Source organism: Vibrio sp. E14 (genome assembly GCF_020515785.1).
GTDB lineage: Bacteria > Pseudomonadota > Gammaproteobacteria > Enterobacterales > Vibrionaceae > Vibrio > Vibrio diabolicus.
In genome coordinates this window covers 927,342-951,528 of the sequence record NZ_JAHPJI010000001.1, presented here as the reverse complement: position 1 = coordinate 951,528, position 24,187 = coordinate 927,342, and the positions used below count along the sequence as shown (strand labels likewise).

Sequence of the window (24,187 nt, the reverse complement as noted above, 5' to 3'; positions counted from 1 at the left end):
CCTTTTGTGAAAGGGCTGAACACTTGCTAACGCTGAGGGAGATATCCCTAACAATACTATCTAGCCCGAAGCGAGAGTGTCTATTAATCTGTTTATGTCAGTAGAACAAGGCACAGTCGTAAGACTGTGCTAGCTCTAACTAAATGATTTTTAACCTTCAACTTGTATGTCAATGACTTGCTGGATCAACTGGATGGCGTAGGGGATATCTGATAATTCAGTGATTTTGTATTCAACGTCACCATTACCCCAACGACCAAGATTAGTCACGTCTCGGCATAGCTTCTTTGGATCATGAATTTCAGTGAACTTACAGTTGAGAGATAGCCTTAGCCCAGAAGCCTGAGGGACTACATCGACAAAGTTGGTATCGAGTTTGAAAGCGACATAAAGTTTCAAAAATTCTTGCTTCACATTTTCATCGAGCGACATGACTTTCTGGCTAAACACTTGGAATAGCTCTTTTGAAGACCCAACTGCAATATATGGATGATCTGAAATTGTATAAGCGGCTTTCTCGGTTGGTTGGGCTTGGTATTTCTCTAAAATTTCAGCACTTAAGCTAGGGTAACGCCATACCGTCTGCATTTTGTCCGCAAGTAATTTAGAGCGAGCTTGAATTGAATCTTTGTTCCAAGTTTCATGGCTTCTTAAGCTTTGGTTTAGGGCTAGTGGACTGTTTGCGAAACCGCCTTCCATATCACGCTTTTCAGTAAAGAATCGGTCACTTAGCTCAGAGTTGTACCCTGTTAATGTTAGATTACCAATAGTATGGACGTACTCTTCTTGAACTGATTGCCAATCATCACCTAGCGCTAGCTGCCATTGAGTAGACAGATTTTTGTTCTGCGGTAACACGTGCTCAATAGTGTAATTTTCAACGCTTATACGTTCTTTCTTATCCTGGTTTTCTATGCGACGCAGCCAATAGGCTCTGCTGCGAACGTTGTACATGTCTTTGTGTTGAAGGCAGCGATTTAGCTCAGAATCTGATGGGAAACGGCGATAAGAGCTTAAACTAATTAGCTCAGCTTTGAAGCTCTCCAAATAACTGGATTTACGAATAGAGCGAGCGAAACTCGCGAATGTTTTGTTAAGTGAGTTGGTTGGAATGTCGCATACATAACGTCGGAACACATAGCTCTCAACCAGGCGTACACACTCAATGAACTCATCGAGCGTTAAAATCTGGCTATCGTAGTCATGATACAGCTCTAGTATCAAAGGATAAGATACATCGACTTTATATGCGTTTAGGTCTTGAAAGGCTTCTAGCAATTTTTGCTCTTTTTCCTGTTCTAAAGAAAAAGCGATATAGAATTGAGCGTGTTTGCGTACATCTGCCACGACATCTTCGATATCAAGATGTGAGCTACTAACATATTTCTTGAATGCTTCATAAACATCATTGATTCTTGGGGGCTTGTTAGTCTTAAGTGTCAAATAATCACGCATGAACTGATTAAACAACCAACTGTACTCACCGTTTCCAAAGTCGCTTTCCATTGGAAACCAGTATCGCTCATAGAGGGTGTTTTGCTGTTTTGGCTCAAGCCCCATGAGTACGAAGTTACGGATGAGATCCGCTTGGCTTAAATCTAGACCTGTCGAGTTGAGGCTTTCAAATATGAGCTGGGGATTGTCTCTCTCTCGATCTAAAGCGATATCGACAATAAGTAGTTTTTGCAGGCCAAGGTAGATTTCTGATACTTGCTCGTTACTAAGGCGACTCAACTTGTCTTTGAAGAATTGGTAATTTTTAGTAACACGAGACGTTGCATCCTCATCGTGTTTGGCTTCACCGTCGACAATGGCTCTTAGCTCTTTGTCATCTGCTTTAGTGAGTAGGAGCTTGTAATAAAGATCACCATCTTCAGCATCATTACAAAGGTAATATTTCTTCAGCTTCTTGGCATTTGTACCTTCAATAACGGATGTATTGTCTGCACTACGAGCATTCAGTTCTGAAACTAATGCGGCGATTAAGAGTGTCGTAGAGGTCAGCCTCTGTTGCCCATCAATAACGAGTAGCTGAGGGACATCACTATGGCTGTATAAGCCTCGTTCCACATAGACTACAGAGCCTATGAAATGAGCTTCAAGGTCAGTCGTACCCGCACGAACGATATCTTTCCATAGTTGCTCACATTGATCCTGAGTCCAGCTATATTGGCGCTGGTAAATAGGAATAATGAATTGGGCTGATTTTTGTAAAAACTTGAATAACTTACTTTCTGTTGCCTTCATGGTCACACCAACTGAGTCTATTTATATATTTTATGCACAACACTTTTTGTATTTTTTTCCCGAACCGCAAGGGCAAGGCGCATTTCGACCGATTTTAATCGAGGTGATTGGTTCTTCCAATTCAGTACGAATCGAGTCGACTAGTTCATCCCAATACTCACGGCTAGGCATTTCTGTAGGTTTTGGTTTAGCTACAGAGACTAGATCTGATTTATGAAGTATTACAGGGAAGACTTGGCCCTCATGGACAAAGATAGCGAGGAGTTCACCAATCGCAGGTGAATAGAAATATGGATCGATTTGAATGTTGTTTTCTTCAAATAGTTCACGCTGCTCATTGATATTAAAGCACGTGACATCAATACCGTTTTCTGATGCGATAAACGCCATTCCACGGTGTTCAGGTAGTACTTGAGCAACCGTTAGACTGTCTGGTCTACTATTGATCTGTTCGGTCAACGTTTCATGGATAGCGACATAGTCATCACCTTCATAATCAATCACACTTAATGTTGAATAGTCTAATTCGAGTGTAGAGAATTGATGAAATGGATCTGACTTAGGGTTTGGTAATCCCGTTTTGTTTTTGATTGCAGAGGCAGTAATAGGTATAAGATTGCTACTAATAGTTACCGCATCACAGTTAGGTGGGTTAAGCGGCAAATAGTGAGAGTAGTTGTAGTATTTTTCGCGTTGATAAGCCTGTTTGATATCTTCGTAACCTTTACCTGGTACAGCGAATTTTAGTGCATCTAGCTTTTCAAATACCTTCACCATGAAGTTGAAAATTACGGGTTCAAGGTTGAAGTAATCACCGAAGTCGATGAGCTGAGTACGGATACGAGCAATCTTGTTTTCTTCGCCGTGCTCTAAATTGGGTTCATGATTGATGGCTAAGTTGACAGTCGATTTCTTCACTAAGCACACACGAATCAATTCTAGCTGAAGGCTTTTGGCGAACTCGAAATCGATATAGTAAGCCTCACCTAAGAACTCACCCTGATGAACAGAGTAATTACGTAACGCTTTTAATAATAGGAACTCATCGAGTTCAAACAATCCAAGTTTGGTCGTAGGGTTTTTACGCAGACGTTCGTGCAGCTTATACGCCTCTTCAACCAAGTATTGTAGGCTCTCTAGGCTGGATGACTGCGTATGTTGGTAATAGATATTGAACAACCTAGCCGCACAAGGTTCTATTATTGATATTGTCATTTTTGTTTTCGCTATAGAAAAAGAGCAGCTATAACGCTGCTCAATATATTTAGTTACTTGATCACTTCTGGCTTCTTACCATGGATCGCTTTCACATCAGCGAGTAGGTTACCGAATTTGCCGTAGTTGACTTTAACGCCGTCATCGAGGTCTAGGCTGATCTTCATTTCAGCTAAGTGTTTTAGCTCTTCATCGAAAGTGACCAGTTCAGCTTGTTTCTTCTCAATCGTTTTCAGCTCTTTGTCTATTGCGCGTAGCTCTGCACCAGACGCTGTTGCTTTTGAGTCTTCAAGAATGTTCTTGCGACTTTCAAGTTTACCCATAAGTGGTGTGACATACTCAGTGCGCATACGTGACAACGTACCTTCGTTGTAACGGTGTAGGTAAACCAAACACTCGAATGCTTTTGCCTTACCTGAGCTAAACAGCCAATAAATAGGGCGCTTTTTATAAGTTTTCAAATGATCTTTGTAGAACTGAGTCGAGAAGTAACGACGGATAGTATCGATCGAGCTTTCACCTTTTTTAGCTTTGATGGCATCCAAGCACAGGCTTTCAGCCACAAAGTCCAAGTTTTCTTGTAAGTGCTTTTCACCCCATACCGTTTTCACAAATTCACGGAAGCGGGTGGTAGCATCATCTTCAAATACCCAGTCTTCATCAGCTAATGGAACAATGCCGTCATCATCAGCAGGGAAGGTTTTGTATGCACCGTCTATAACTAACTCTTTAAAGCCGTCATTTCCAGAGTGTGCATAGACTAATCCTTCGCGATCAAGAGAGTAGCGCCCCATAATGCAGCCTAATGAATAACTGATTAAGTTTATAAAACAGTCATTCTTTTGCAGAGCTGTTAACTCTTTCCTGTCCTCAGTTTTGGTATATCTGTAATACGGATTTCTGAGTAGTGTGATTGTTTTCAAAGGGATTACATTTTTGATATTATTTTCAAGTCCATATACATTTGCGATATAGGAGTTGTTCAATTCTTCATTGGAATACATTTCATCGATCATTTTATTAGAATCAAGTTGGTATTTATTCCAGTAATCTTGAGAGCCACACGAATCAGAGATATTAAGTGATTTGAAATCCCATGAGGTTTCGAAACTATCCCAGTCTTTTTTACTTATCTCAATTTGCTGTTTAGCAATGTTTGATATCTCTGGGTTTCTCTTAAGTTCACTGATCAAAAATGGCAGTTTTTTAAACTCTCCTATTTGGAAGCTCAGCGTTGGATTTAAGAGTTTGGTGAAAACCTCGTTAGTCGATGAGTTTAAAAATGCAATTGCATAAAATAGGTCGTCTTCACTGAAAAAAGCTGATGGGCCTTTTGCATCAAATAAGTGATTTCTTGGGAAATATCTAAATGAAGAGAATGATGAAGTGATATCAGACCAAGTAATTCCAGGTTTAAGGTAGTAATTTTCTCCTCGCGTACAACTATTAGACTGTTGCTTAATTAAATCACCATTGTCCTCCCAATTGACATAATAGAAGTTATTTCCATACCACTTTCTATAATCCCCACCTTTATTGTAAGGGAACCATTTATTGCCAACTTTACTTTGTGATACCTCGTGCCAATTACGCATAAATCGCTCGTTGTTGCCTGTTTGTATCCCATTTGATACATAAGAGGACGATTCTATGAGATTTTTACTGAAACAATTTCTTAGTTCATCTTTGACCCAATAAACTACAGGCCATCCTGGAATTTTCTTGAAGCTTTCTGATGAAACTTGGAAAGTAGAATGTTGGTCTCGATTCAAAAAAACTTCACGTTTATTTGCTGATTGTGGAGCACTATTCAGATCAATATAGCTTGCTGCATAGTTATTAATTGGCTGTTTTCTAATAGAAAAAGCGACACATTGCACAACCTTCGAATTTAACTCAGGGAAACTGTTAAATCCAATATGAATCAACGAGTCTATTGTATGTTCTCGGAAAATAGACTTACGGAGTTTTTCATAACTGGATAGAAACATCCAAGACTGCATATTTACTTGAGAATTTATTCCATTATTGTTCAATACTTTAAAAGCTCGTTCCATAAATAGGGAAAACAAGTCAAATTTAGAATTCGGATAGTATTCCTTTGCGAAATTTTTTAAAGCAGCATTCATCCCTTTTAAACCCATGTAAGGAGGGTTTGCCAAGACCACATCATATTTAGTCGCGAGTACAATTGATTGTTCAACAATTGGTAACAGTGCTTCTGATGCTTGCTTGGATGTTGATTCGTTACCTTGAGCTTTGCGTACTAGCTTTTCCTTTAACTGGATGAGAGTTTTAAGGTTGTTACTCGCAATTTCAACCAATGAACCTAAGTTTTTAGCATCAATAAACTGCTTTTGTAGGTAGCTAAGCAAATCAAGGTAAATCTTGTTTTCTTCGGATACTTCGCGGATGTCGAGTTGTGGCTCTGAAAATAGGTCACCCATTGAACCTGTTTGCTTGTTGCCATCAAGATCCAAGTCTGCCCAAAGCTGGTTAATGTTCAGGTTTTCAGTTGATTGAACTGAATGGATGTTAAGCTTGATATCACGTGTGAAGATACGTTTATCATCTTCACGAGCTTTCATTAGTACCGCGAATGCTGCCAACTGTGCAGCGCGATCATCAATATCTAGACCATAGATGTTTTTGGTTAGGATCAGCTCTGGAATATCGCGTAAGCGATAGCCACGCTCTAGGTAAATTTCACGCAGCACTTCATACACTTCAACTAGGATGTGGCCACTGCCACAAGCAGGGTCGAGCACTTTGATTTCTTCAGGATCAATACTTGTCGGTGTAATGACTTTGAGCTGTTCGATTACATCATCACTTTGCTCGGCAGGCGTGATGTAATACTCCATTTTTTCTTTCAGTTCGGAGTCAGGGTAGGTTGCTAACCACTGACGACCTAGAGAGTTTTGTACTAGATACTTGACAATCCAGTTCGGCGTAAAGAGCTGAGTTGCAGCAGGGATGTCCTCGCGCTTGACGACTTTGCCAATAACAGCATCTTTGTGCTCAGAGATGTAGAACTGGTAAAGCCAACCGATAACTTCAATCTCTCGCCAATTATCTTCAGGGATATCGTTAACCAAATCCTTTAAGATTGAATCGGTTTTTGTAAGGTTATCTGGCAGCAGTAGCTCGGTTGCATCATCCAGCTTTTCAAACATGAATGGCATGGCTTCGCTTAGCTGGTGGCACTGCGCTAGAAGGAGAGTGCGGTAAAGCTCTTCTTCTTTGTTACCATCAAGCACCATGTCAATGATTTGGTCTTTGTTCAAACCAAGCTCATCAGCTACGTCAGCCGCTGAGTTTAAGATCTCAAAGCCTTCACCAAACTGTGCGCCTTCGGTTTTACTTAACACACGAAAACCATGGTCTAGGTATTCGTTAACCTCCATATAGCGGATAGCTGTTAGGCGGTTAAACCATGTAAAGGCTGTTTCGTTGATAAACTGGTTAAAACCGTCTTTATGCACGAATTTACCATCGTGCGTGCCTAACGCTTCAATACGTTTTACTAGCTGGTTACGCTGCTGGCCTTGCTTGCGAGTGTAAACTTCTTTCTCGATAATCGCGCTATCACCGTCAATCGTGATCTCGCTAATTCGGTCTTCGAAAATACCTAGTTTTGCTGCTCGGTTCTTAACTGCTTCCATAAAAGCAACACGAGCTTTTGGTGCGTAGGCTTTAAGTTTGTTGGTGTTCATTGAATACTCATTTCATTCGTTTAGAAATCCACGCTCAAAGAGCGTGGTTCACTATTTATCTTTATGGTTCAGTTGGGCCTTTCTCTGTGTGAGAGACGCTGCTACTTACTTGATTCGTACTTTATGGTTCGAAGCTAACAATTCGGAAAGTTGAGTTTTCAATGCCGCTAAGTAGCTTTCTAGCTCTTCTTCCGTTTCTAGGTAAGTGGTATCACCTAGCTCTTGGAAAACGGCCCCAGCTTTAACCGTCACCACTTTTTTCGCTTTAGGTTTTGTGACTACAGGTTCCGCTACTTTTAATGGCTCTTTGGTCGCGTTCATTGTTGCAGAGGAAGTGCCATAACCATTCGAGTCGTTAGGTTCTAGTTCTAATGTACCGTTACCACCTTTGGAGTCATTGCCTGCATTAGTTTCAGCTTCTTGCTTGCGACGTTCTGCTTCTAGCGCTACTTGGCGTTCAGCCGCTTTAATTTGCTGGTCGATAAAGGCATTAATGATTTCTTCAGCTTGCTCTACTAAACTCTCTGAATTTCGAAGCTCTTCGTTGATTTCAGCGATGCTGGTCAGGTGCTCTAATCGTTTTAGAGACAGTTGTAACGGGCGAAGCGCATCGTTACTGATGGTATCTGGTGCTTTAGCCTCGCTCACGTGTTGCTGAACGTCATCAATTGCAGTCTCTAGCTTGCTTGCTACTTCTTTACGGTGAGCAACCAGCATCTCATCGTTTACAGCTCTCACCGTTTCGATTAAGCCTTGCACCTGACGGATCTTTCCGTAAGGACGATCATCGTTATATATCGCTTCCAGCTTTTCTAATGCGCTATTGGCAACTTCAGACGTTTTGAGTAGGTGACGGTTTTTCGCAAACTCGATACTCAAAGCATTCGCCAAGCTTTGCCATGTTGAAAATTGTTTTTCATAGAAGACTTCAAGCTCTTCATAATCCTCTTCAAACTCTTCTAAATCAGAACCTTGACGTAAGAATTCATCAATGAACTTGTAGCTTCCTTGTTGCTCGACAAGGGACGAGATCGAGATAATGCCATCTTCGATTTCAGTTTTGCCTGGGAACTTACCTGTGGTTGATTTCGCTTTAAAATCTTTGAGCTTTGCGAGCATGCTCTTTAAAAGCTGAAGTGCTTGCTCATGAAGATCTTTTTCGGTTGTCGGTGCATTCTTATGGAATACAGACTTGTACAACTTGGCTGCTTTCTTCAGGTTTGCTTCTGATTGTTGCTGAATGCGTCGGATTCGTAAGTTGGCACGCTTGGAATTTTTGTCTAAATGCTCAAAAGCACTACGCAACGGCACATCTTGCTGATTTGCTTGAAGCGTAATTTTGTTTGCGACGGCTAGGCGAGCAATCATCAGGATGATTTCGTAATCATTCCAACCGAATGGGCGACGAGAAAACTTCTTCACCAAGTCACCAGCGGTCAGGGGACGCCCGTATTCATCACTGATTGAGATGTGTTGCTCTAGCTCGAACAGAGCGCGAGGGTTTGCTTCAACATCTGACAAATCAATATTCAATTGGCTCAAGTCGTCAACGATAAGAGTTTGCTGAATTTGTTGACGAATATCACCAGAATAGGGCGTCACATACTTAAGTTTACTGAAGGTGTCTTCGATAACCTGGCGGTATGCGTTGTCGATGATAGCAGTGGCTGTTGCACCTTTAGTTTTATAGCTCTGCCCTAACAAGTAAAAGTCTGATTGCTTAATAATATCTTCTAGCTCAGAGACGATTTGTTTACGTCTTGCACTGTTCTCTGCTGCTTTCGCTCGGATCAGAAGTTCCATATCCGCATCACGACCTGCATTACGTTTTGTGTACTTAGCGGTACGAATGTAGGTTCGTAGTTCCCCAAATAGACGCGCCTTGTCTTGTAGTTTAATTAAGATGGCATCTTTAGATTCATTACTGCAGACGGCATCGGTCATATCGTCATAGCTAGCGTCAATTGGCGACACAATCTTTAAGTGTAGGTCGTTGTCAATTGAGCCTTTCTCGAACGGTTGACCATTGCAGTAGCGTGAAACTGGGAAATCTTGTTTGTTCTCAGGATAGCGATAGGTTTTGCTGCTGCGTAAAATCTCTTCAAATAGGATTTTACTTAGCTCCGCTGTTTCATCGGACGTTTCGATCTCTGTGTTTTGGATCTCTTTTTCGATTTCTTTTTCTTCGTTTGTTAAGAAGATGTACTCGTCTCCTTGACGAGCAATAAGAAGGTTATTTTCCAATGCGTCCAAGCTTTCAGTAATATCAATACGAAGTTGGCGTTTGTCTTGGTCAACTTCCGAGATACAAAGCGTCACGATGTTGTCGATGGTAGATTTCATCTCATCTACGTAACGGATCATAAATAGTGTTTGTAAAACTTGAACCGAGAAATCGGAAATAGAGCTTTTCTCTGCCGCGTGGTTAATGTCACGCACTACAGCAGTATCAAGGAATTTCTTAATTGAAGGATAAAAACTATAAAGCGGGATTAAACGTCCAATCTCGTCAGTAACGAACTGATTAGTAGCCGTTTGAAATGCTTCGATGAGAGAACGTTCACCTTTTGCTAGGTGAGTACCCGCTGCCCCAGCTTGGGAGATACCAGAAAATACTTTTTGGATTAGGTTGTACTGGTACGGTGCAAACGGGTAGCTCGATACGAAGTTGTTTGTACCTGTGAAGTTAGAAAACTCAGCCTTATTGGTTTTCTCAAAGCTAAGCTGACTTCGAATGATGTCGCCTTTTTCATTATACAAGGCTGTTAGTGCAGTTTGCGCAGGCTCTGTTTTAGCTAGTAGACGTTTCTCAATAACCTCGTTGACGTTTGAGCTTGAGAGCGAGATTCGATCAAAGCGTTGTTGGATCCGAGAAAAGTCATTTTTACGAGAACCTTGTTGCATTTGACCTAGAACAGTGTCCATGTCTTCTTGTGATGTCACTACCACCCATGCACGACCTTCACAGATTGTGCCTAAATTTTCTGTAATAGTTTGCAGCTTCAACATCATTTGAGCGTTTTGACCAATGTATTGACCAATCTCATCCACAAAGAAGCTGATGCGGCGTTCAGGACTACCATCAAGGTATTGCTTAACCCATTTACAGAAATTTTGAATGTCTAAGCTGAAGTTGTTTTCAAGTCGCTCGATAGCTTGGCGACCCGCTTCTTCAGACTGACCTGTTACTTTGGCAAATGCCTCCGCGAGATCGTCACGGTAAAAGTCATAAGAGTCACGTTCTTCTAACCATGATGAACCCGATAGCTCTTCAAAAGCTTGGTGGAACTCTTGCAGTTTGCCACGCGCATCTAGGTCACGTTCTAGGTCTGCAATGTGTGCATGGTCGCCCGAGTAACCCATTTTCTCATTAAAGACTTTTAGGAATACTTTTAAGATGGCATCTTCTTTGTCATCTGTGTCAGCGCGGCTATCAATGTTAAAGAGGATAACGTTGTTCTCTTTCTGGATCGCACGACGCATATCGCCCAACAGCATTTGGTCTTCTGCTAGCTTGTCTTCAAAGAAATCAATTGCTCGTTTTGTTACGCCATCATTAGATGTCTCAACGTTTTTGAGCAAGTACGACATGATTTTAATGAAGTGAGATTTACCCGAGCCAAAGAAGCCTGATACCCAGATGCCAGATTTACCCGTTTCAGACGCCTTTTTAGGGTCATCAACAGACGGCATGTAGTATTTGAAGAATTGCTCAATGTGACCTTTAAGTTCAGCGGTGATGACATACTCATCAAGTTCGACGAAGACGGTTTCGTTTCCGACTTGGTCAGCTTTAACTACGCCGTTGATTGGGCGTGAGATATCTTTTTTAAATAGCTGCTTTAACTGCATGGGAATTCCTAGCTAACTTTCTCAATTTGTTAATGAGAATATCTTGATTCAGTATTTACTTGTTTAGCGTACGTTTTGATTAGTAACTGCATTTGCTTGGCAGCTACCTTTTCTTAACCGTCACTACTGTGCGCTATGCCAACTTAAAGGCTCGGTAATAGTTGTTTGATTCGATTCGACCAAATGGTTTAAGTGAAGCGCCATCGTATTCACCAGGGTAGAACATGACCGTTGGAACCTGGCCTACTTTAGCGTGCAACGCATTGAGTAGTCCGTGACCTCGGACAATCGGCCAAACACTTCCCATACCATGAAGCATGATAAAGTCACAATTTTCTATATTTGCTTCTTTCACGATGAACTCAGCGACTCGGTTTTGCTCTAGAGGCCCTTTGAGTGCTTTAAAGAGAGCTTCATCACCTTTGGCAAACTGCATTTTGAATGACTTATCTAATAATCGCCGTGATTCTAGTAGTTTGATGATCATTTCAAATAGGTTAATGCTGGCGAATGTGTAGCCACGATTTGACAGTTTTTTCTCTAGCAATTCGATATGCTCTCGAACCGCTAGTTCATGTTCAGGTTTATAGTCAAAGATGTAAAAGCCAATTTCACCACCGAGTTCTTTGTTTTGAAGGAACTCGTCACTCTCTAAACGAGATTGGATGTTATCTAAACGTTGTTGTAGCTGGAGCATTAGTAGATCTCCATAGCTTGGATGATATCGTCTCTATCCATCTCAACGAGTAGATCACGAACATCTGGGGTTATGTAAATATTGGTGAGTACTTTTGTTTTTGTGCTTTCCAAGAAACCGCCATCAGTCATAACTTTAAAAGCGACTTGAGCAATTTTGTAGGTTGAGGATTCAGACATATCGGCAAAATCAGGATAGATGCGGCACTTATCTTCCCAGAAGTACTCCCAATCTTTCATGTCAATGTTTTCGCGGTACATACGTTTAGCATCCATTACAACAGTGCGCATGAAGTCAGCAAGCAGTGGAGAGTTAATTAGGGTTGCAGCCATCATTAACTGCGCCGCTTCCTCGTGGTTAGCCTTAACAAGTGCTGATAGGAACTTGTTACCTAGATTTGCGATACGTTTTTTGATTGTAGCCGCGTTACGTTTTGCTGAAGCTGGCGAACGCTTTTGCAGAATGTTTTGTTCAACAATGGCTTCATCCCATTGTTCTTTACTTGGTTCAGAAAGGAGTAACTCAGCAATTAGCTGAGCCTCTGTAATCATAAGGCTGCCACCGATTAGGTCGCCAAGGTATTTCTTATATTCGCTCATCTTCACGTCCTATTTAATGCTGTGTGTAGGGACTGAGTGTTCTGCTTCGGGGTCGGTGTAACCTGATGCAAGGTGCAAGTTTTCAACACCATATAAAGTCGGTCGGTTTGCTAACCAAAGTTGATGCTCGGGCGTTGTTTGTGTTGCTTTCTCAGAGCAATCGACATTCCAACGTCGCAGTAAATAGCCAGTTAAAGCAGCACGAACTTCGATTGATAATTTTCCATTCTTCATAGAGTAATCAAGCTCAATCGCTTTTGGATAATTTACATTGTTTGGGTGCGGTACTAGCTCTAATGGTACGAACCTCATCCATTGTTTATCAGCCAGCATGGTTTGAGTCTGAAGTACGGTGTTGTCCGATAGTTCAGCTTTGGTGATACGAGAAATCACAAAATCTCGGAACTCTCTTGACTGGTAATCGTATGCACGAATATGCCAGCGTAGTCCGTTATCGACTATAGAGTGGGGGATAACAATTCGGGTGCTTTCGCCACTTCTTAAGGATACATAGCGAATTTTAACACCTTTGCTGTTTAACGCGGCTTGAGTTAGTACAGCTATGATGCTGGTGTCAGGCGCGTTAAGTTGGCTCGGTGTTTCAAACGGTATGCCTAATCCATTGATGACGCTGTCTTCCCCTGAAAGTTGGTTTGCAAGCTTTCCGAGCGTATCGTTTGTGTTGTGGTTAAACAGTGGGACAAATGCTTTTGTTTGAAAGTACCGTTTCTCAGCGTTGTCGTAGGTAAGGTTATGGGCTGCTAACTCTTTGTATAAGTTGATATCGCGAGTCGCGTTGGATAGTCCCATTTTAAAATGTTCTACGACTTCGGAACGCGTAAAGTGACCGACAAACATTAACTTAAAGTCAATGAAAGCAAGCCTTTGTTTTTGTGCGTAGTTGAGATTATCCATGGAATTCATACTATTTTTAATTTGGGCATAGTATGAACCATTTTGGGTTGGACTTCAATTTGAGATATGACTCAGGCAGACATAACTCACTAGAACTAATCTATGCACTTTTCTCAATATTATATCAGCATAGATAGTGAGATTATCGCTGAGTAGTTAGAAGAAGCTGTATGGCTCTGCCATACAGCATTCCTAATGTTTAGTGTTCGCTTAATTGACCCTGATACTCATAGATAAACGAATATTCATGGCTAAAGATATCAGTATCCGCTGGTTTTGATCTTCAATAAGTACCTAGGAGGCTTTGTGTTTCTACAAGGGTACAGCTTGCTTGGCTCTAGTTACCTTGTAAAATCTTTCACGTCAAAGGGTTCCGAAAATGTGCCTACCCGTTTGGAGAAATGAATCACACATGTACGGTGTTGTATTTGATGGATTGATTCAAATCATTAAAAATGGAACAAATTTTCCTGAATGGAATTAACTCTCCATAATCCTAAAATTTGATTTTATTCTTTTTTAATAAAATCAATGGATTAAATTTTTTATGTAATGGCATGCTAATTGTATTTAATTACTAGAAAAACAAACGAGGATAGGCAATGGCATTACTACATTATGCAAATTTAGAAGAACATCGGCCAGATATACTCCTTCAAAAAACATTCAATGGCTTGGAGGATTTTTACAAATATCTAGACACCACAAAAAGATATTTAGAAAGTTCAGGTGCGGTCAAACGCCTTCGCTGGGAGGTTGTCGACAGGGAGGTTAATCCTGTTGGAGAGCGAAAGGATGTGAAGGGAGTATGGATACAGCTATTGGAAGTAGATGGTTCTACTCAAGAGTCAGTATTTAAGTCATTTCTTGATGAAAGTAACGAAGATATCTACGAGGCAAATAATGCAAATTGGAGGTTTGTTGGCAGCCCCGCAAGTGATTGCCCTGCCTGCAAAGATCGTAGTGGTAAGCCTAAAATGGCGTATCAAACAGAGGAACATGCCTTAGAAGTCGCTTCATACTCGAAAAGGTCGTTAAAAGTCTATGAGTGTGAGCAAGGATATGGTTGGCACTTAACCAAGCACTTTGATGCTGATCGAGTCTGGTTTGATAATAGAAATAAGATTTCCATTCTAGATAGAGATCCAGAATCTGAGCAATTGTTAGTCAATAAAATGCCAAGTAAGGAATTTATTGTACTACGTCCAAATACATATACGCTTCGGTGCCAGATAAATGCGATACAGGCTTTGCAGAGTTCACCAAGCATTTTCCATCGACCTCTATTAAGGTTGTTTGAATCAAATGATCATGCTAGATGGGATAAATTCCCAAACTTAGAACAGTCTGATTTTTCAGCACTCTTCGAAGAGTTTTTAAATGTAGGCAGTAACCAAACTGCCCGAGTTGATAAATGGTATGTACTAACGGATGAAAGCAGACCTGGTACGCTTGAACAACGAAAATTCGTAGAAATTTCGCTGAACACACCTGATTTTGCATTTATGGAGGGACCTCCTGGTTCAGGTAAAACGACCGCGATATTAGAGCTTATCATTCAACTTGTCTTGCGAGGTAAGCGAATCTTATTGTGTGCCTCAACTCATGTGGCCGTCGACAATGTGCTTGAGAGAATAATTGAAGAAGATAGCACAGTTCGAGATGCGATTATTGCTCTGCGAATCGGTGATAAATCGAATATTTCAGAGAAGGTTAAACCTTACCAGCTAGAAAAATTTCTATCTACCGAAAGAAAACGGCTCTTGTCTGAACTTCATAAGGTTTCAACGTTAACGGAAGCTCAACAACAGCTCATGGTTGAACTTAATCGTGGTAACAACACTATTGAGCGAATGGCGTTGGAGTCTGCAAATCTTATTTGTGGCACTACCATCGGTATCTTAAAACATCCAGATATTAAGAATACTGACACGCCAACCGCTCAATTTGATTACATGATCATTGATGAGGCATCCAAGACCACTTTCCAAGAGTTTTTGGTTCCAGCACTTTTGGCAAAGAGGTGGATTTTGGTCGGCGACAAAAAACAACTATCACCCTACGTTGATGATGAATCAACGGCGGTTAACATCGCCCCATGTCTGCCTGAAGTATATAAGCGCGAAGCATGTCTTGATGTATTTAGTGCCTCAGATCAAGTAAGTCCTGCGCGAAGGCGAATCTCATCAATTGTGTTAAATAGCAGCAATATCGTACAAGATTTTTATAAGAGGCAAGGGGAGGAAAATGGTGTTTTGGTAGCTACGCCAGGGGGAGATAGCAAAAGTATTCCTTATTCATCGTTGATTGTAGGAGATCAAAAATTTTTAACTGAAAATCAGGAAGTTATGCCTTTGGATATTATGCGCATTCGAGGCAACCTGAATAGTATCCCGCCTTCTGTTGTGTATCGGAAAAGAGCAATTGAGTATAAAAATCGCCATCAACACAGTAGCGACAGCAATTGGGAAAATGAGATTGCTTGGCGCATGGCTAGACAGTATGAGCAAAGGCTAAACAAAGATACCTCTGATGAAAGAATAACGACTTCAGAAAAGTTATCTCGTCAGGTAGAGGCTCTATTGCCTTTCGATGGCAAACGCGGAAAAGACTCTGTTATTGATCAAATCAACAGAGTAAAAAAAGTGGCTCTTCCTTCTATATTGGAGTCTCTTCAGTCTGGTTTTCAAAGGTCGAAGCGTCAGCGGCATGGTACGGCGCTCTCTGATGGCCTACCTGATGATGTACTTAGTCAGAGATCTATAACACTAATTTATCAACACAGGATGCATCCTGACATAGCGAGTTTTTCTCACAACAGGATCTATAACCAAGATGCGTTATACACGCCAGAAGAAATGATCGAAAAAAGAGCATGGAGTTATAGACCTGACAGAAAACGCACGGTATGGGTTGATGTACAAGGAGGACGTACGACAAGTGGTAATAGAAACCCTAAGGAAGCTGAACAACTTATAGCTGAACTAACTAACTTTGAGAAATGGGCTGTCAAAAGTCCAAAGGAAGATGGCAAACCATGGGAAGTGGCTGTGTTGTCCTTTTATCGAGGCCAGGAACGTGAACTTAGGAATCGCTTGAGAACATGGGCGATGAACCCGAGAGCATACCGTCATTTTACTAAAGGTGATAAACGCTCTCCATTTATCGATGTTCAAGTCTGTACAGTCGATAAATTCCAAGGTCACGAGGCGGACCTAGTGTTACTGAGCTTTGTGAATTCACATGCTACGAGCTTTCTCGAAAGCCCAAATAGACTCAATGTTGCAGTTACGCGGGCAAAGTACGCACAAGTAATATTTGGAAACCGAAATGCAATGAAAAAGGCATCTGGCGTATTAGCGCATTTAGCGGAAGATACGGATTGGTCACGTACCATCGAGGTGGTGGAATGAAAATAATGAAAAACGACCTGATTCTCGAAAGGGAAATTCAACTAGAAACATGGGTTGTCTCCGCAACGATATCCAAAGCAGAAAAACGCCCTGAATATGATTTGATTTTGAAATGTATTCGAGATGGTGTTTGTACTGAAGAACAGGTCGCACAACACCTTTTGTTTGATGATCGAGCACGTTTGGGGATTGCGCAGCGCATGCTCAACAGAGCAATAGACTTAAATTTGGCTTTCAAAAAACGTGGGAAATACGCACTAACGGATGAAGGTTATGAGGCTATCAAAGAGCAACGAATTTTCGTTCCCGAAGAGGGGGTTTGGAAGATTACTTTTAGTAATGATCCATTGTTGCCGTTTCCCATTATGGCTATTGAAAAACACGCAGAGCCAAAGGCCATGGATGAAGCATTGCGTCGTAACAAGCACGAAACTGACAAGAGAATAGCCAATTTTAAAAAAATTCCTCATTGGATTAAAAATCGAGTACAGGACGAAGTCGGGCAGCCATGTACTGGAGGAGAAATAATTCATATTGGTGAAATCAAGTTGAAGGGGGAAACGGTTGACTCTCCATTCAAACTGTCAGTTAAGTGGAATGTGACTAAACAGTCGTTGACGTTGTACAAAGATAGTAAAGAAGTAAGTAAGTTCAAAGCTCCAAATAGATATTTAGACGAAGTTTGGTATGAACTGTTGCTAGGTGGTCGGAAAATTGACTCTTGGAGAAACGATACAGCCGAGTTCGAAGAATATTTCGATGATGTCCCTGACAGTTCTAAAAGCACAATGCGAATAAACATTGAGTTTCCAAGGCCATCTCTAAATGGATTAAATCGGTTTAATTCTGTTATAGCAAAGGGAGTTCGGCTAAGACCAAAAACTGAAGTATGTGCGCAACGATGGTCTGAATGGTTACTGCTTTCATACATTGATAACTATGCGACAGTCGAAAAGTATGAAAAGTGGCTGGAGAAAGCGAAAATGCCTTTCAAAGACTTTGAAATTAATCTTCCTTCCAGGGATGAATTGGCAAACAGTGTAATCCTAGATCCGAAAGCACGCTCAAAGAGGGATTGGCATATCGTGGCTGCGGCAGATTGGGGATTATAAAAGATGAATAATATTCAAAAATATGCAAAGTACTTTAGCAAAACCGTCGACCAGTCAAATACTCGATTACCTCCAGTATGGTGTCATAACGGAGTTTCTAAGCGAGAGGCCGTGGCAGAGACTCAGAGTGATTTGTTTATCTCTGGGAAAAAACGAGAGCTAGCTAGTTACGTTGTTGACCTGATAAATAATGCCCGAGAATCCGTTGTATTAAGCAGCTTTTTGTTAGCGGATACCATCATAGAGGACGCGATTTTTGACGCAACGGAAAGAGGCGTACGTGTCTATTTGATGCTTGCTTGTGAAACGAGATTAGAAGGTGACGTCCCTGACGATGATTTTGGGAAAGAGTGCTTACTCCAACATACCAAAATGCTAAAACGACTAGGTGGTAGAGTTGTGGTTCGCTCCGCACCTCATTTCCACTCTAAGATAGTTTTAGTCGATGCATTACCAGGTAACACATCGCACATTGCTAAAGGGGTATTGTTGACTGCTAATCTAACCCGCGAAGCATTTGAAAGAAATGAAGAGCTAGCGGTTTGTCTTTCATCTGAAGAGGTACAGGAAACTGTGAAGCTCTTGAAATGGGCGATGTTTGAGTACGCTGAACATGAGATGTTGGATAATTCCGAATTCTCTGCAACTAGTACGCAAAACGTCATAGCCTTTCCCAATGACCTCAAACGAATAGTTTGTACCACCAATAGTCAGCATTCTTTGAAAGCGCACGTACTGAAGTTGATTAATGAAAGTTCCCAGGAGTTGATGATTTCAAGTTTTGGTTGGCAGAAAGACCACGAAGTGATTGATGCAATTTGTGAGAAAGCCAAGCAGGGCGTTAAAGTTACTATCCTATCGCGGGTAAGACCAAGCTCAATGCCTTCTCTTATCAAATTGGCTGAAGCAGGTGCAGAGGTGTTTGGATTTAAGTGGTTGCATGCGAAAGCTATTTGGAATGAACATAATCATGGGATGATTATGTCGGCTAACTTACAGGAGCACGGACTTGATACAGGTTTTGAGGTAGGAGTGACATTAGACGGTGAACGAGCAAAGCTTATTAATCAATGTTTAGTCGGTCTATTGGGGAACTCAAACAGTGATATCAGGAAGTTGCTACTTAACAGTATGCTTTCTTCCCATGCGGGTGAAATACAGTATTGGCAAGATGGGCGGTTACAGTCTTTAGTGATATCGAGTACAGAAATCAAAGAGATCCCATCATTAACTGCTGAATGCTTGACGGACTTAGAACTAGAACCCGAGTTTCCTGTGACTAACTGGAAAAGTAGTCCTAGTTGCCTTGTCGAGTATAAATGGCAGGTTTTGCCTCCAGAGCTACCAGTAAATTGTAAGGAAGTGCTTTGGGAGGAGAAACAAGAAATCTCACATGAGAATGAAGAACAAGTAAGCACTAAAGCTAATCGCAAAAAGAAAAAGCCAAAGATGAAAGTCATCAAACACTCATACGAACCAAAAGTTTATCAAGTTGGAAATCGTAAGCTAATAGCTATATCTCAAAGCGACGATTTAGCGGGTGCTATTCGACTTAAAACGGAAAGCTTTCCTACGGCTAGTATTGTGTTAAAAAAGGCGGGCTAAGTAAATGGAGAAGGAGCATGTACTTCTATGCTGGCAAGCAGTTAGAGCTGGTGATGATGTTTTAATTAATGCTGTCAAGAAGTTGGAATCAAAGCTTGGTACTCGGATTGACAGGATCATGCTCCTTCAACAGGAGGAACAACAGCTCAACATAGATGACGATCTTAGCAAACGAGTCAATTCCGAGTTAATTGAACTTTCTGACCCGACCGAGCATAGTCTGGTATATCAGAAAATCGTGGAGCAAGTTTTACCTAAAATTAAAGGGATTACGAATCTTCATATCAATGTTTCCCCAGGTACGCCAGCAATGCATTCTGTCTGGCTAATATTGCATGCTGGTGGACGCTTTCCGCCAACGACAAAACTCTGGTCTACACAACGAAACCCTAAAACTAAACGAACCAGTCTCAAACCAGTTAATTTCAATATTTCGACTTACATGGCTGAGATTAGGGAGCAATCTTATACGACGCCAAATATGGCTATCTATGAAGTAGAGCCAGTCTCAAAAGACAGACGGGAAGCCTTTGAGCAGTTAAAGCGTTTTACCTCAATTCCACATGTACCATTACTGGTTCTTGGGGAGCGAGGTACGGGGAAAACGCGGCTAATAGAAACTTTTGTTAAAGCTACCAAGCAAAAAGAAGTTGTTACCATTGCATGCGGTGGCCTTGATTCATCTGTAGCGGAGAGCCTTATATTCGGACATACAAAAGGAGCTTTTACTGGAGCAACATCCGATAGAGAAGGGATTCTTAAGTCAGCAGATGGAAAGGTTCTATTTTTAGATGAGATACAAGATTTACCACAAACAGTTCAGCGTAAGCTAGTGAGAGTTTTACAGGATTATCAACATCGTTATAGACCAATAGGAGCGGATAAAGAAGAAACATCAAGCTTCGAATTGATTTGTGCTTCAAATAAGAATTGTTCGGAGTTAGCAGGTGTGTTGGATGCCGATTTTCTAGATCGTATATCTATGCTAAAGGTAACTATACCAGCATTGCGCAACTGTAGGCAGGATCTAAAAAATGACTGGCAGCAGGTATGGGATGAGCTTAATGTAAATAATCTGTACTCAAAAATAGCGCCAATGAGTTCAGACCTTGAAGAGATATTCCAAACAGATGCGTTGCCTGGAAATATAAGAGATCTTCAGAAGCTAGCAGTTTTGATCATGGCCTATTGGGATGAATCAGATGCTCAAAAATGCATAAGTGTCGGTATCAAACTGTGGGAAACAGACAGAAGTCGCTTTGTTAGACCTCCTTTTAACGATGACTCGTCCTTGAGCAGAGATGAACACCTAAGCCGCTTTAAGTCGGACTTGGCTATTTGGGCAAAAGATAGGTTTGGAACATGGAAGCAGGCGGCTGAGCATTTAGATTGTTCAGACAGGATATTGCGCGATGATGCGAAAGTCTCAAGTTAAAACTTCAATGAATGGAAAGTGATGTGAAAGATACAGATAAGATCGGCCTATTTATCGATGCAGATAACGCACCAGCCACTAAAATCGATAAGATCCTATCCGAGTTAGCTCGTTATGGTGTAGTTAATATTAGGAAGGCATATGGGAACTGGAAGAGTCAAAACTTGAAGGCGTGGGAGGATGTTTTGCATGAGCACGCTATTCAGCCAGTCCAGCAATTTGATCTAGTAAAAGGGAAAAACGCGACAGATATGGCACTCGTTATAGATGTGATGGATATACTCTATACCAAGGATATAGATGTCATTTGTTTGGTGTCGTCAGATTGTGATTTCACTCCACTAGTAACGAGATCACTAGCTGATGGTAAAATAGTTGTTGGCTTTGGAGAGCGAAAAGCCCCATTACCTTTCGTAAATAGTTGTTCTAAGTTTCTTTACTTAGATAAAGAGGCTGATACCCATTCTCAACCGAAAGTGACGGTCGATACGACTTTAAAAGGTGATACAAGGCTTATCAATTTGTTAAGGCAAGCGATAGAAGCGACAGAGGGAGATAATGGCTGGGCAAAGCTTGGACCTATCGGAAACCATATTTCGAATCACGCATCTTTTGATCAAAGAAATTATGGATTTAAGAAACTGAGTGATTTGTTTGCTGCTATCGATCTGTTTGATATGAAAAAAACGAATGGTTCTATCATTTGGGTACGCGATAAGAAAAGAACCAAGAAAAATGAAATTCAGATTTAAAAGCACAAGCAGTGCGCTAAAGCTGCTGGAACTGCTCTCTACACTCCTAAATAGTGTAAGCAGTATGGTAAAACCATACTGCGTCTCTAGGGTAGGCTACAGATAAGCAGTGTAGCTACCATATATAATATTAGGGTTACCCATACGTGTTCTGCGAGCTATAGTGATCCATTCACGTGATGATTTTTAAAGCTATACGTACTTAACAGAAATCAAGGGAACCTTTCGGTACTCTTAACAAGTAGTGAAATTACAGGTATTTGTTGCTACCCTGATCATATATACACTACGTTAATCAGTACTTTCGTCTAATCAAAGTTGGCTTACGATGAGAAACCCAAGCGCACATTTATCTGGAATGTTGAAGCTCATTCCTGCATCAAAAAATACGTTAGCTCCTGTTTTTGAAGCAATAACCAACTCATTGGAGTCAATTCTTGAAAGAAAAAGTGAAGAAAAGCAAGTTATTAGCATTACTTTTCGTTTTAATGATATTGATGAAGAACAGAAAAAACTTGAACAGATCGTAATTTCAGATACAGGAGCAGGTTTTAACTCAGCATCTTTTGAAAGATTCGGTTCTCTACTTGATAAATCGAAAGGCTACCACAACCGAGGTACTGGACGTTTGCAGCTCCTACATCGCTTTTCTCACGTTAGCGTTGTGAGTCAATATTTTGAAAATAATGAACATTTTCTGAGGGCTTTCAAGAGCAGTAGTGATAATTTTATTTTCGATGACCGCTTTGAACCCACAGACTCGGATGAAGTACTGACAACAATCACTTTGCAGGGGTTTCAACCACAGAAGAGAGATTCAGCGTTCTTTAGCGCATTGAGTTTAAAAAAATTTGTATCGCTGATCCAGTCTCAATATGCTTTACGTGTTTATCTGGAAAAGCAAAAAGGTATGACTTTTCCAGATCTTAAACTTCAGTTTGAATACTCGGTAGCCTCAGATTTAGAGTGTGTAACTCTCACTCCAGATGACTTCCCTGAACCTAGTGACTCAGGTCAATTCTCAATCAATTATTGCTACCCTAAAGAAGCACATAAGGCTAAAAATGGTATCGAATGGGTGCGAGATACGAGCAAAGAACCTGAGCGTTTCAGTTGGTTAGTTTTTGAGTTTGATGCCGAGTCAATTGAAAGTCACGGGGCATTTCTCTGTAGTAAAGATATCCCAGTTGAACATATTAAAAACTCAGTTATCAATAATGCCAACTCATTGAGTGGAAAAAAGAAAGTTGTAGCATTTTATGGAAACTATTTAGATATATCAGACAACGTTAATGATGCAGTAGACTCGTTTAAGATTAAATCGAAATCAGAGGTTAAGGAAATATCATCAGGTTTATTTGGTGATGATTCGTATGTGTATCTGGATGACATTAAGAAGCAAGCAAGCGTCCAACTAGAGAGCATTTACGAAGAGCTGATTGATGCAAAAGAGGCAACAACCAAGAGAGTGATGCGACTTGCCCGTGAGCTTGGTTTATCAGCCAAAGTCGCAGAACTGGCTAAAGGGAAAGTAAAGCTAAATGCCTCTGATGAAAGTATTACTAATGTACTACATATTGAGTTAGCAAAAATTATTGCGGATAAAAGCAATAAAGCAAGATGTATTGTTAAACAGCTCGACCGACTAAATCCAGCATCAGAGGATTATCAAGTTAAGATAGCTGAGAAATCTAAAGAGCTATCGTTGCTTGTTGATGAACAAAACAAAGAAGAGCTTTCAAAATACGTCGTGCGAAGAGAGCTAGTAGCAAAACTGCTAGATAAGATCGTATCTAACGACCTTGAAGCTCAAAAAATAGATATACCCAAAGGAAAAAAGAGAGACAAGGAAGGGATAATCCACGATTTGTTTTTTAAAAGAAAAACAAAGGGTGATATCAATGATCTTTGGGTGCTCGATGAAGAGTTTTTGTACTACCAAGGTTTCTCAGAAATGGAGCTGAGTAAAATGACTTTACCTGATGGTAGACCATTACTCCGAGAGGATGCATACGAGGCGATGGCAGAGTTTGGGTTCAGGCCAAATCAGAGACCTGACGTCTATTTGTATGCAGGAGAGGGTAAATGTATTTTACTTGAGTTTAAAGCACAAGATGTTGAGTTGTCAGCATATTTGCAACAAATGCCAGACTACTGCAATTTATTGGCTAATTATGCCAACGTGCCGTTAGAGAAGTTCTACTGTTACTTAATCGGTGAAAAAATATCACCAATCTCATCTTTGAATGAATACGAACAGTCCGTTTCTGGTAGTTGGTATAGGGACTCTATACCTGTAAGAAGTGCCGATTATAGGATCAGACAGACTATTGCAAATATCCGAATGGAGATTCTGACACTATCTGATATTTCTCAGCGAGCTAAGATGAGAAACCAGAGTTTTGCAGAGAAACTGGGCTTGCAAGATATGCTGTCTGACCCTTCTGATAGTTAACGCAAAGTAATTATTAGACTAGAGCTTGTGATGTACAAACCCTTCGGCGATCGATTACTGATTCCCATGCATGGGAATGAACTAGCTAGTTTCGATTATTATTCTTAAAAACGGAAGCGACCTCAAATGACTCTGCGTAAAAGTAAAAATTTCCACATACTGAGTTGTTATATC

The 24,187-nt window shown here is 40.9% G+C and carries 13 protein-coding genes; 6 read left to right on the top strand and 7 right to left on the bottom strand.

Going from position 1 to position 24,187, the window contains the following annotated elements; translation table 11 throughout:
- Positions 1-150: 150 nt before the first annotated feature.
- The 7 genes from LIX84_RS04100 to LIX84_RS04070 form a co-directional block, all read right to left on the bottom strand.
- Positions 151-2,247, bottom strand: a complete 2,097-nt coding sequence (locus LIX84_RS04100; RefSeq protein ID WP_226420706.1) for a DUF262 and DUF1524 domain-containing protein — start codon at positions 2,245-2,247, stop codon at positions 151-153.
- A gap of 30 nt (positions 2,248-2,277) precedes the next feature.
- Positions 2,278-3,462: a YecA/YgfB family protein gene (locus LIX84_RS04095; protein ID WP_226420705.1), complete on the bottom strand. Its 1,185-nt coding sequence runs from the start codon at positions 3,460-3,462 to the stop codon at positions 2,278-2,280.
- A 53-nt stretch (positions 3,463-3,515) separates the two neighbouring features.
- Complete coding sequence (gene pglX, locus LIX84_RS04090; protein WP_226420704.1) at positions 3,516-7,178, bottom strand: BREX-1 system adenine-specific DNA-methyltransferase PglX; 3,663 nt, start codon at positions 7,176-7,178, stop codon at positions 3,516-3,518.
- 105 nt (positions 7,179-7,283) lie between these two features.
- Positions 7,284-11,030, bottom strand: coding sequence for a BREX system P-loop protein BrxC (brxC, locus tag LIX84_RS04085; RefSeq protein WP_226420703.1), 3,747 nt, complete (start codon positions 11,028-11,030; stop codon positions 7,284-7,286).
- A 133-nt stretch (positions 11,031-11,163) separates the two neighbouring features.
- Entirely contained in the window at positions 11,164-11,727 is a 564-nt protein-coding gene (locus LIX84_RS04080) for a DUF1788 domain-containing protein (RefSeq protein ID WP_100754282.1), read from the bottom strand.
- Positions 11,727-12,326: a DUF1819 family protein gene (locus LIX84_RS04075; protein ID WP_100754283.1), complete on the bottom strand. Its 600-nt coding sequence runs from the start codon at positions 12,324-12,326 to the stop codon at positions 11,727-11,729. Before LIX84_RS04075 ends, LIX84_RS04080 begins: the two co-directional genes overlap by 1 nt.
- 9 nt (positions 12,327-12,335) lie before the next feature.
- Positions 12,336-13,241 (bottom strand): helix-turn-helix transcriptional regulator, encoded by a 906-nt coding sequence (locus LIX84_RS04070; RefSeq protein ID WP_226420702.1) that lies wholly within the window; start codon positions 13,239-13,241, stop codon positions 12,336-12,338.
- 602 nt (positions 13,242-13,843) lie between these two features.
- Here LIX84_RS04070 and LIX84_RS04065 point away from each other — a divergent pair.
- The 6 genes from LIX84_RS04065 to LIX84_RS04040 all read left to right on the top strand — a co-directional run bounded on the left by LIX84_RS04065 (position 13,844) and on the right by LIX84_RS04040 (position 24,013).
- On the top strand, positions 13,844-16,654 hold the full coding sequence (locus LIX84_RS04065; protein WP_226420701.1) for an AAA domain-containing protein: 2,811 nt from the start codon (positions 13,844-13,846) through the stop codon (positions 16,652-16,654).
- Positions 16,651-17,766, top strand: a complete 1,116-nt coding sequence (locus LIX84_RS04060) for a hypothetical protein (RefSeq protein ID WP_226420700.1) — start codon at positions 16,651-16,653, stop codon at positions 17,764-17,766. The genes LIX84_RS04065 and LIX84_RS04060 overlap by 4 nt, the downstream gene beginning before the upstream one ends.
- A gap of 3 nt (positions 17,767-17,769) precedes the next feature.
- A complete protein-coding gene (locus tag LIX84_RS04055) occupies positions 17,770-19,371 on the top strand; it encodes a phospholipase D-like domain-containing protein (RefSeq protein ID WP_226420699.1) in 1,602 nt (533 codons plus the stop codon).
- Between the two features lie 4 nt (positions 19,372-19,375).
- Positions 19,376-20,806 (top strand): sigma 54-interacting transcriptional regulator, encoded by a 1,431-nt coding sequence (locus tag LIX84_RS04050; RefSeq protein ID WP_226420698.1) that lies wholly within the window; start codon positions 19,376-19,378, stop codon positions 20,804-20,806.
- Between the two features lie 23 nt (positions 20,807-20,829).
- Entirely contained in the window at positions 20,830-21,558 is a 729-nt protein-coding gene (locus LIX84_RS04045) for an NYN domain-containing protein (RefSeq protein ID WP_122016005.1), read from the top strand.
- Between the two features lie 328 nt (positions 21,559-21,886).
- Entirely contained in the window at positions 21,887-24,013 is a 2,127-nt protein-coding gene (locus tag LIX84_RS04040; RefSeq protein ID WP_226420697.1) for a hypothetical protein, read from the top strand.
- Positions 24,014-24,187 lie beyond the last annotated feature (174 nt).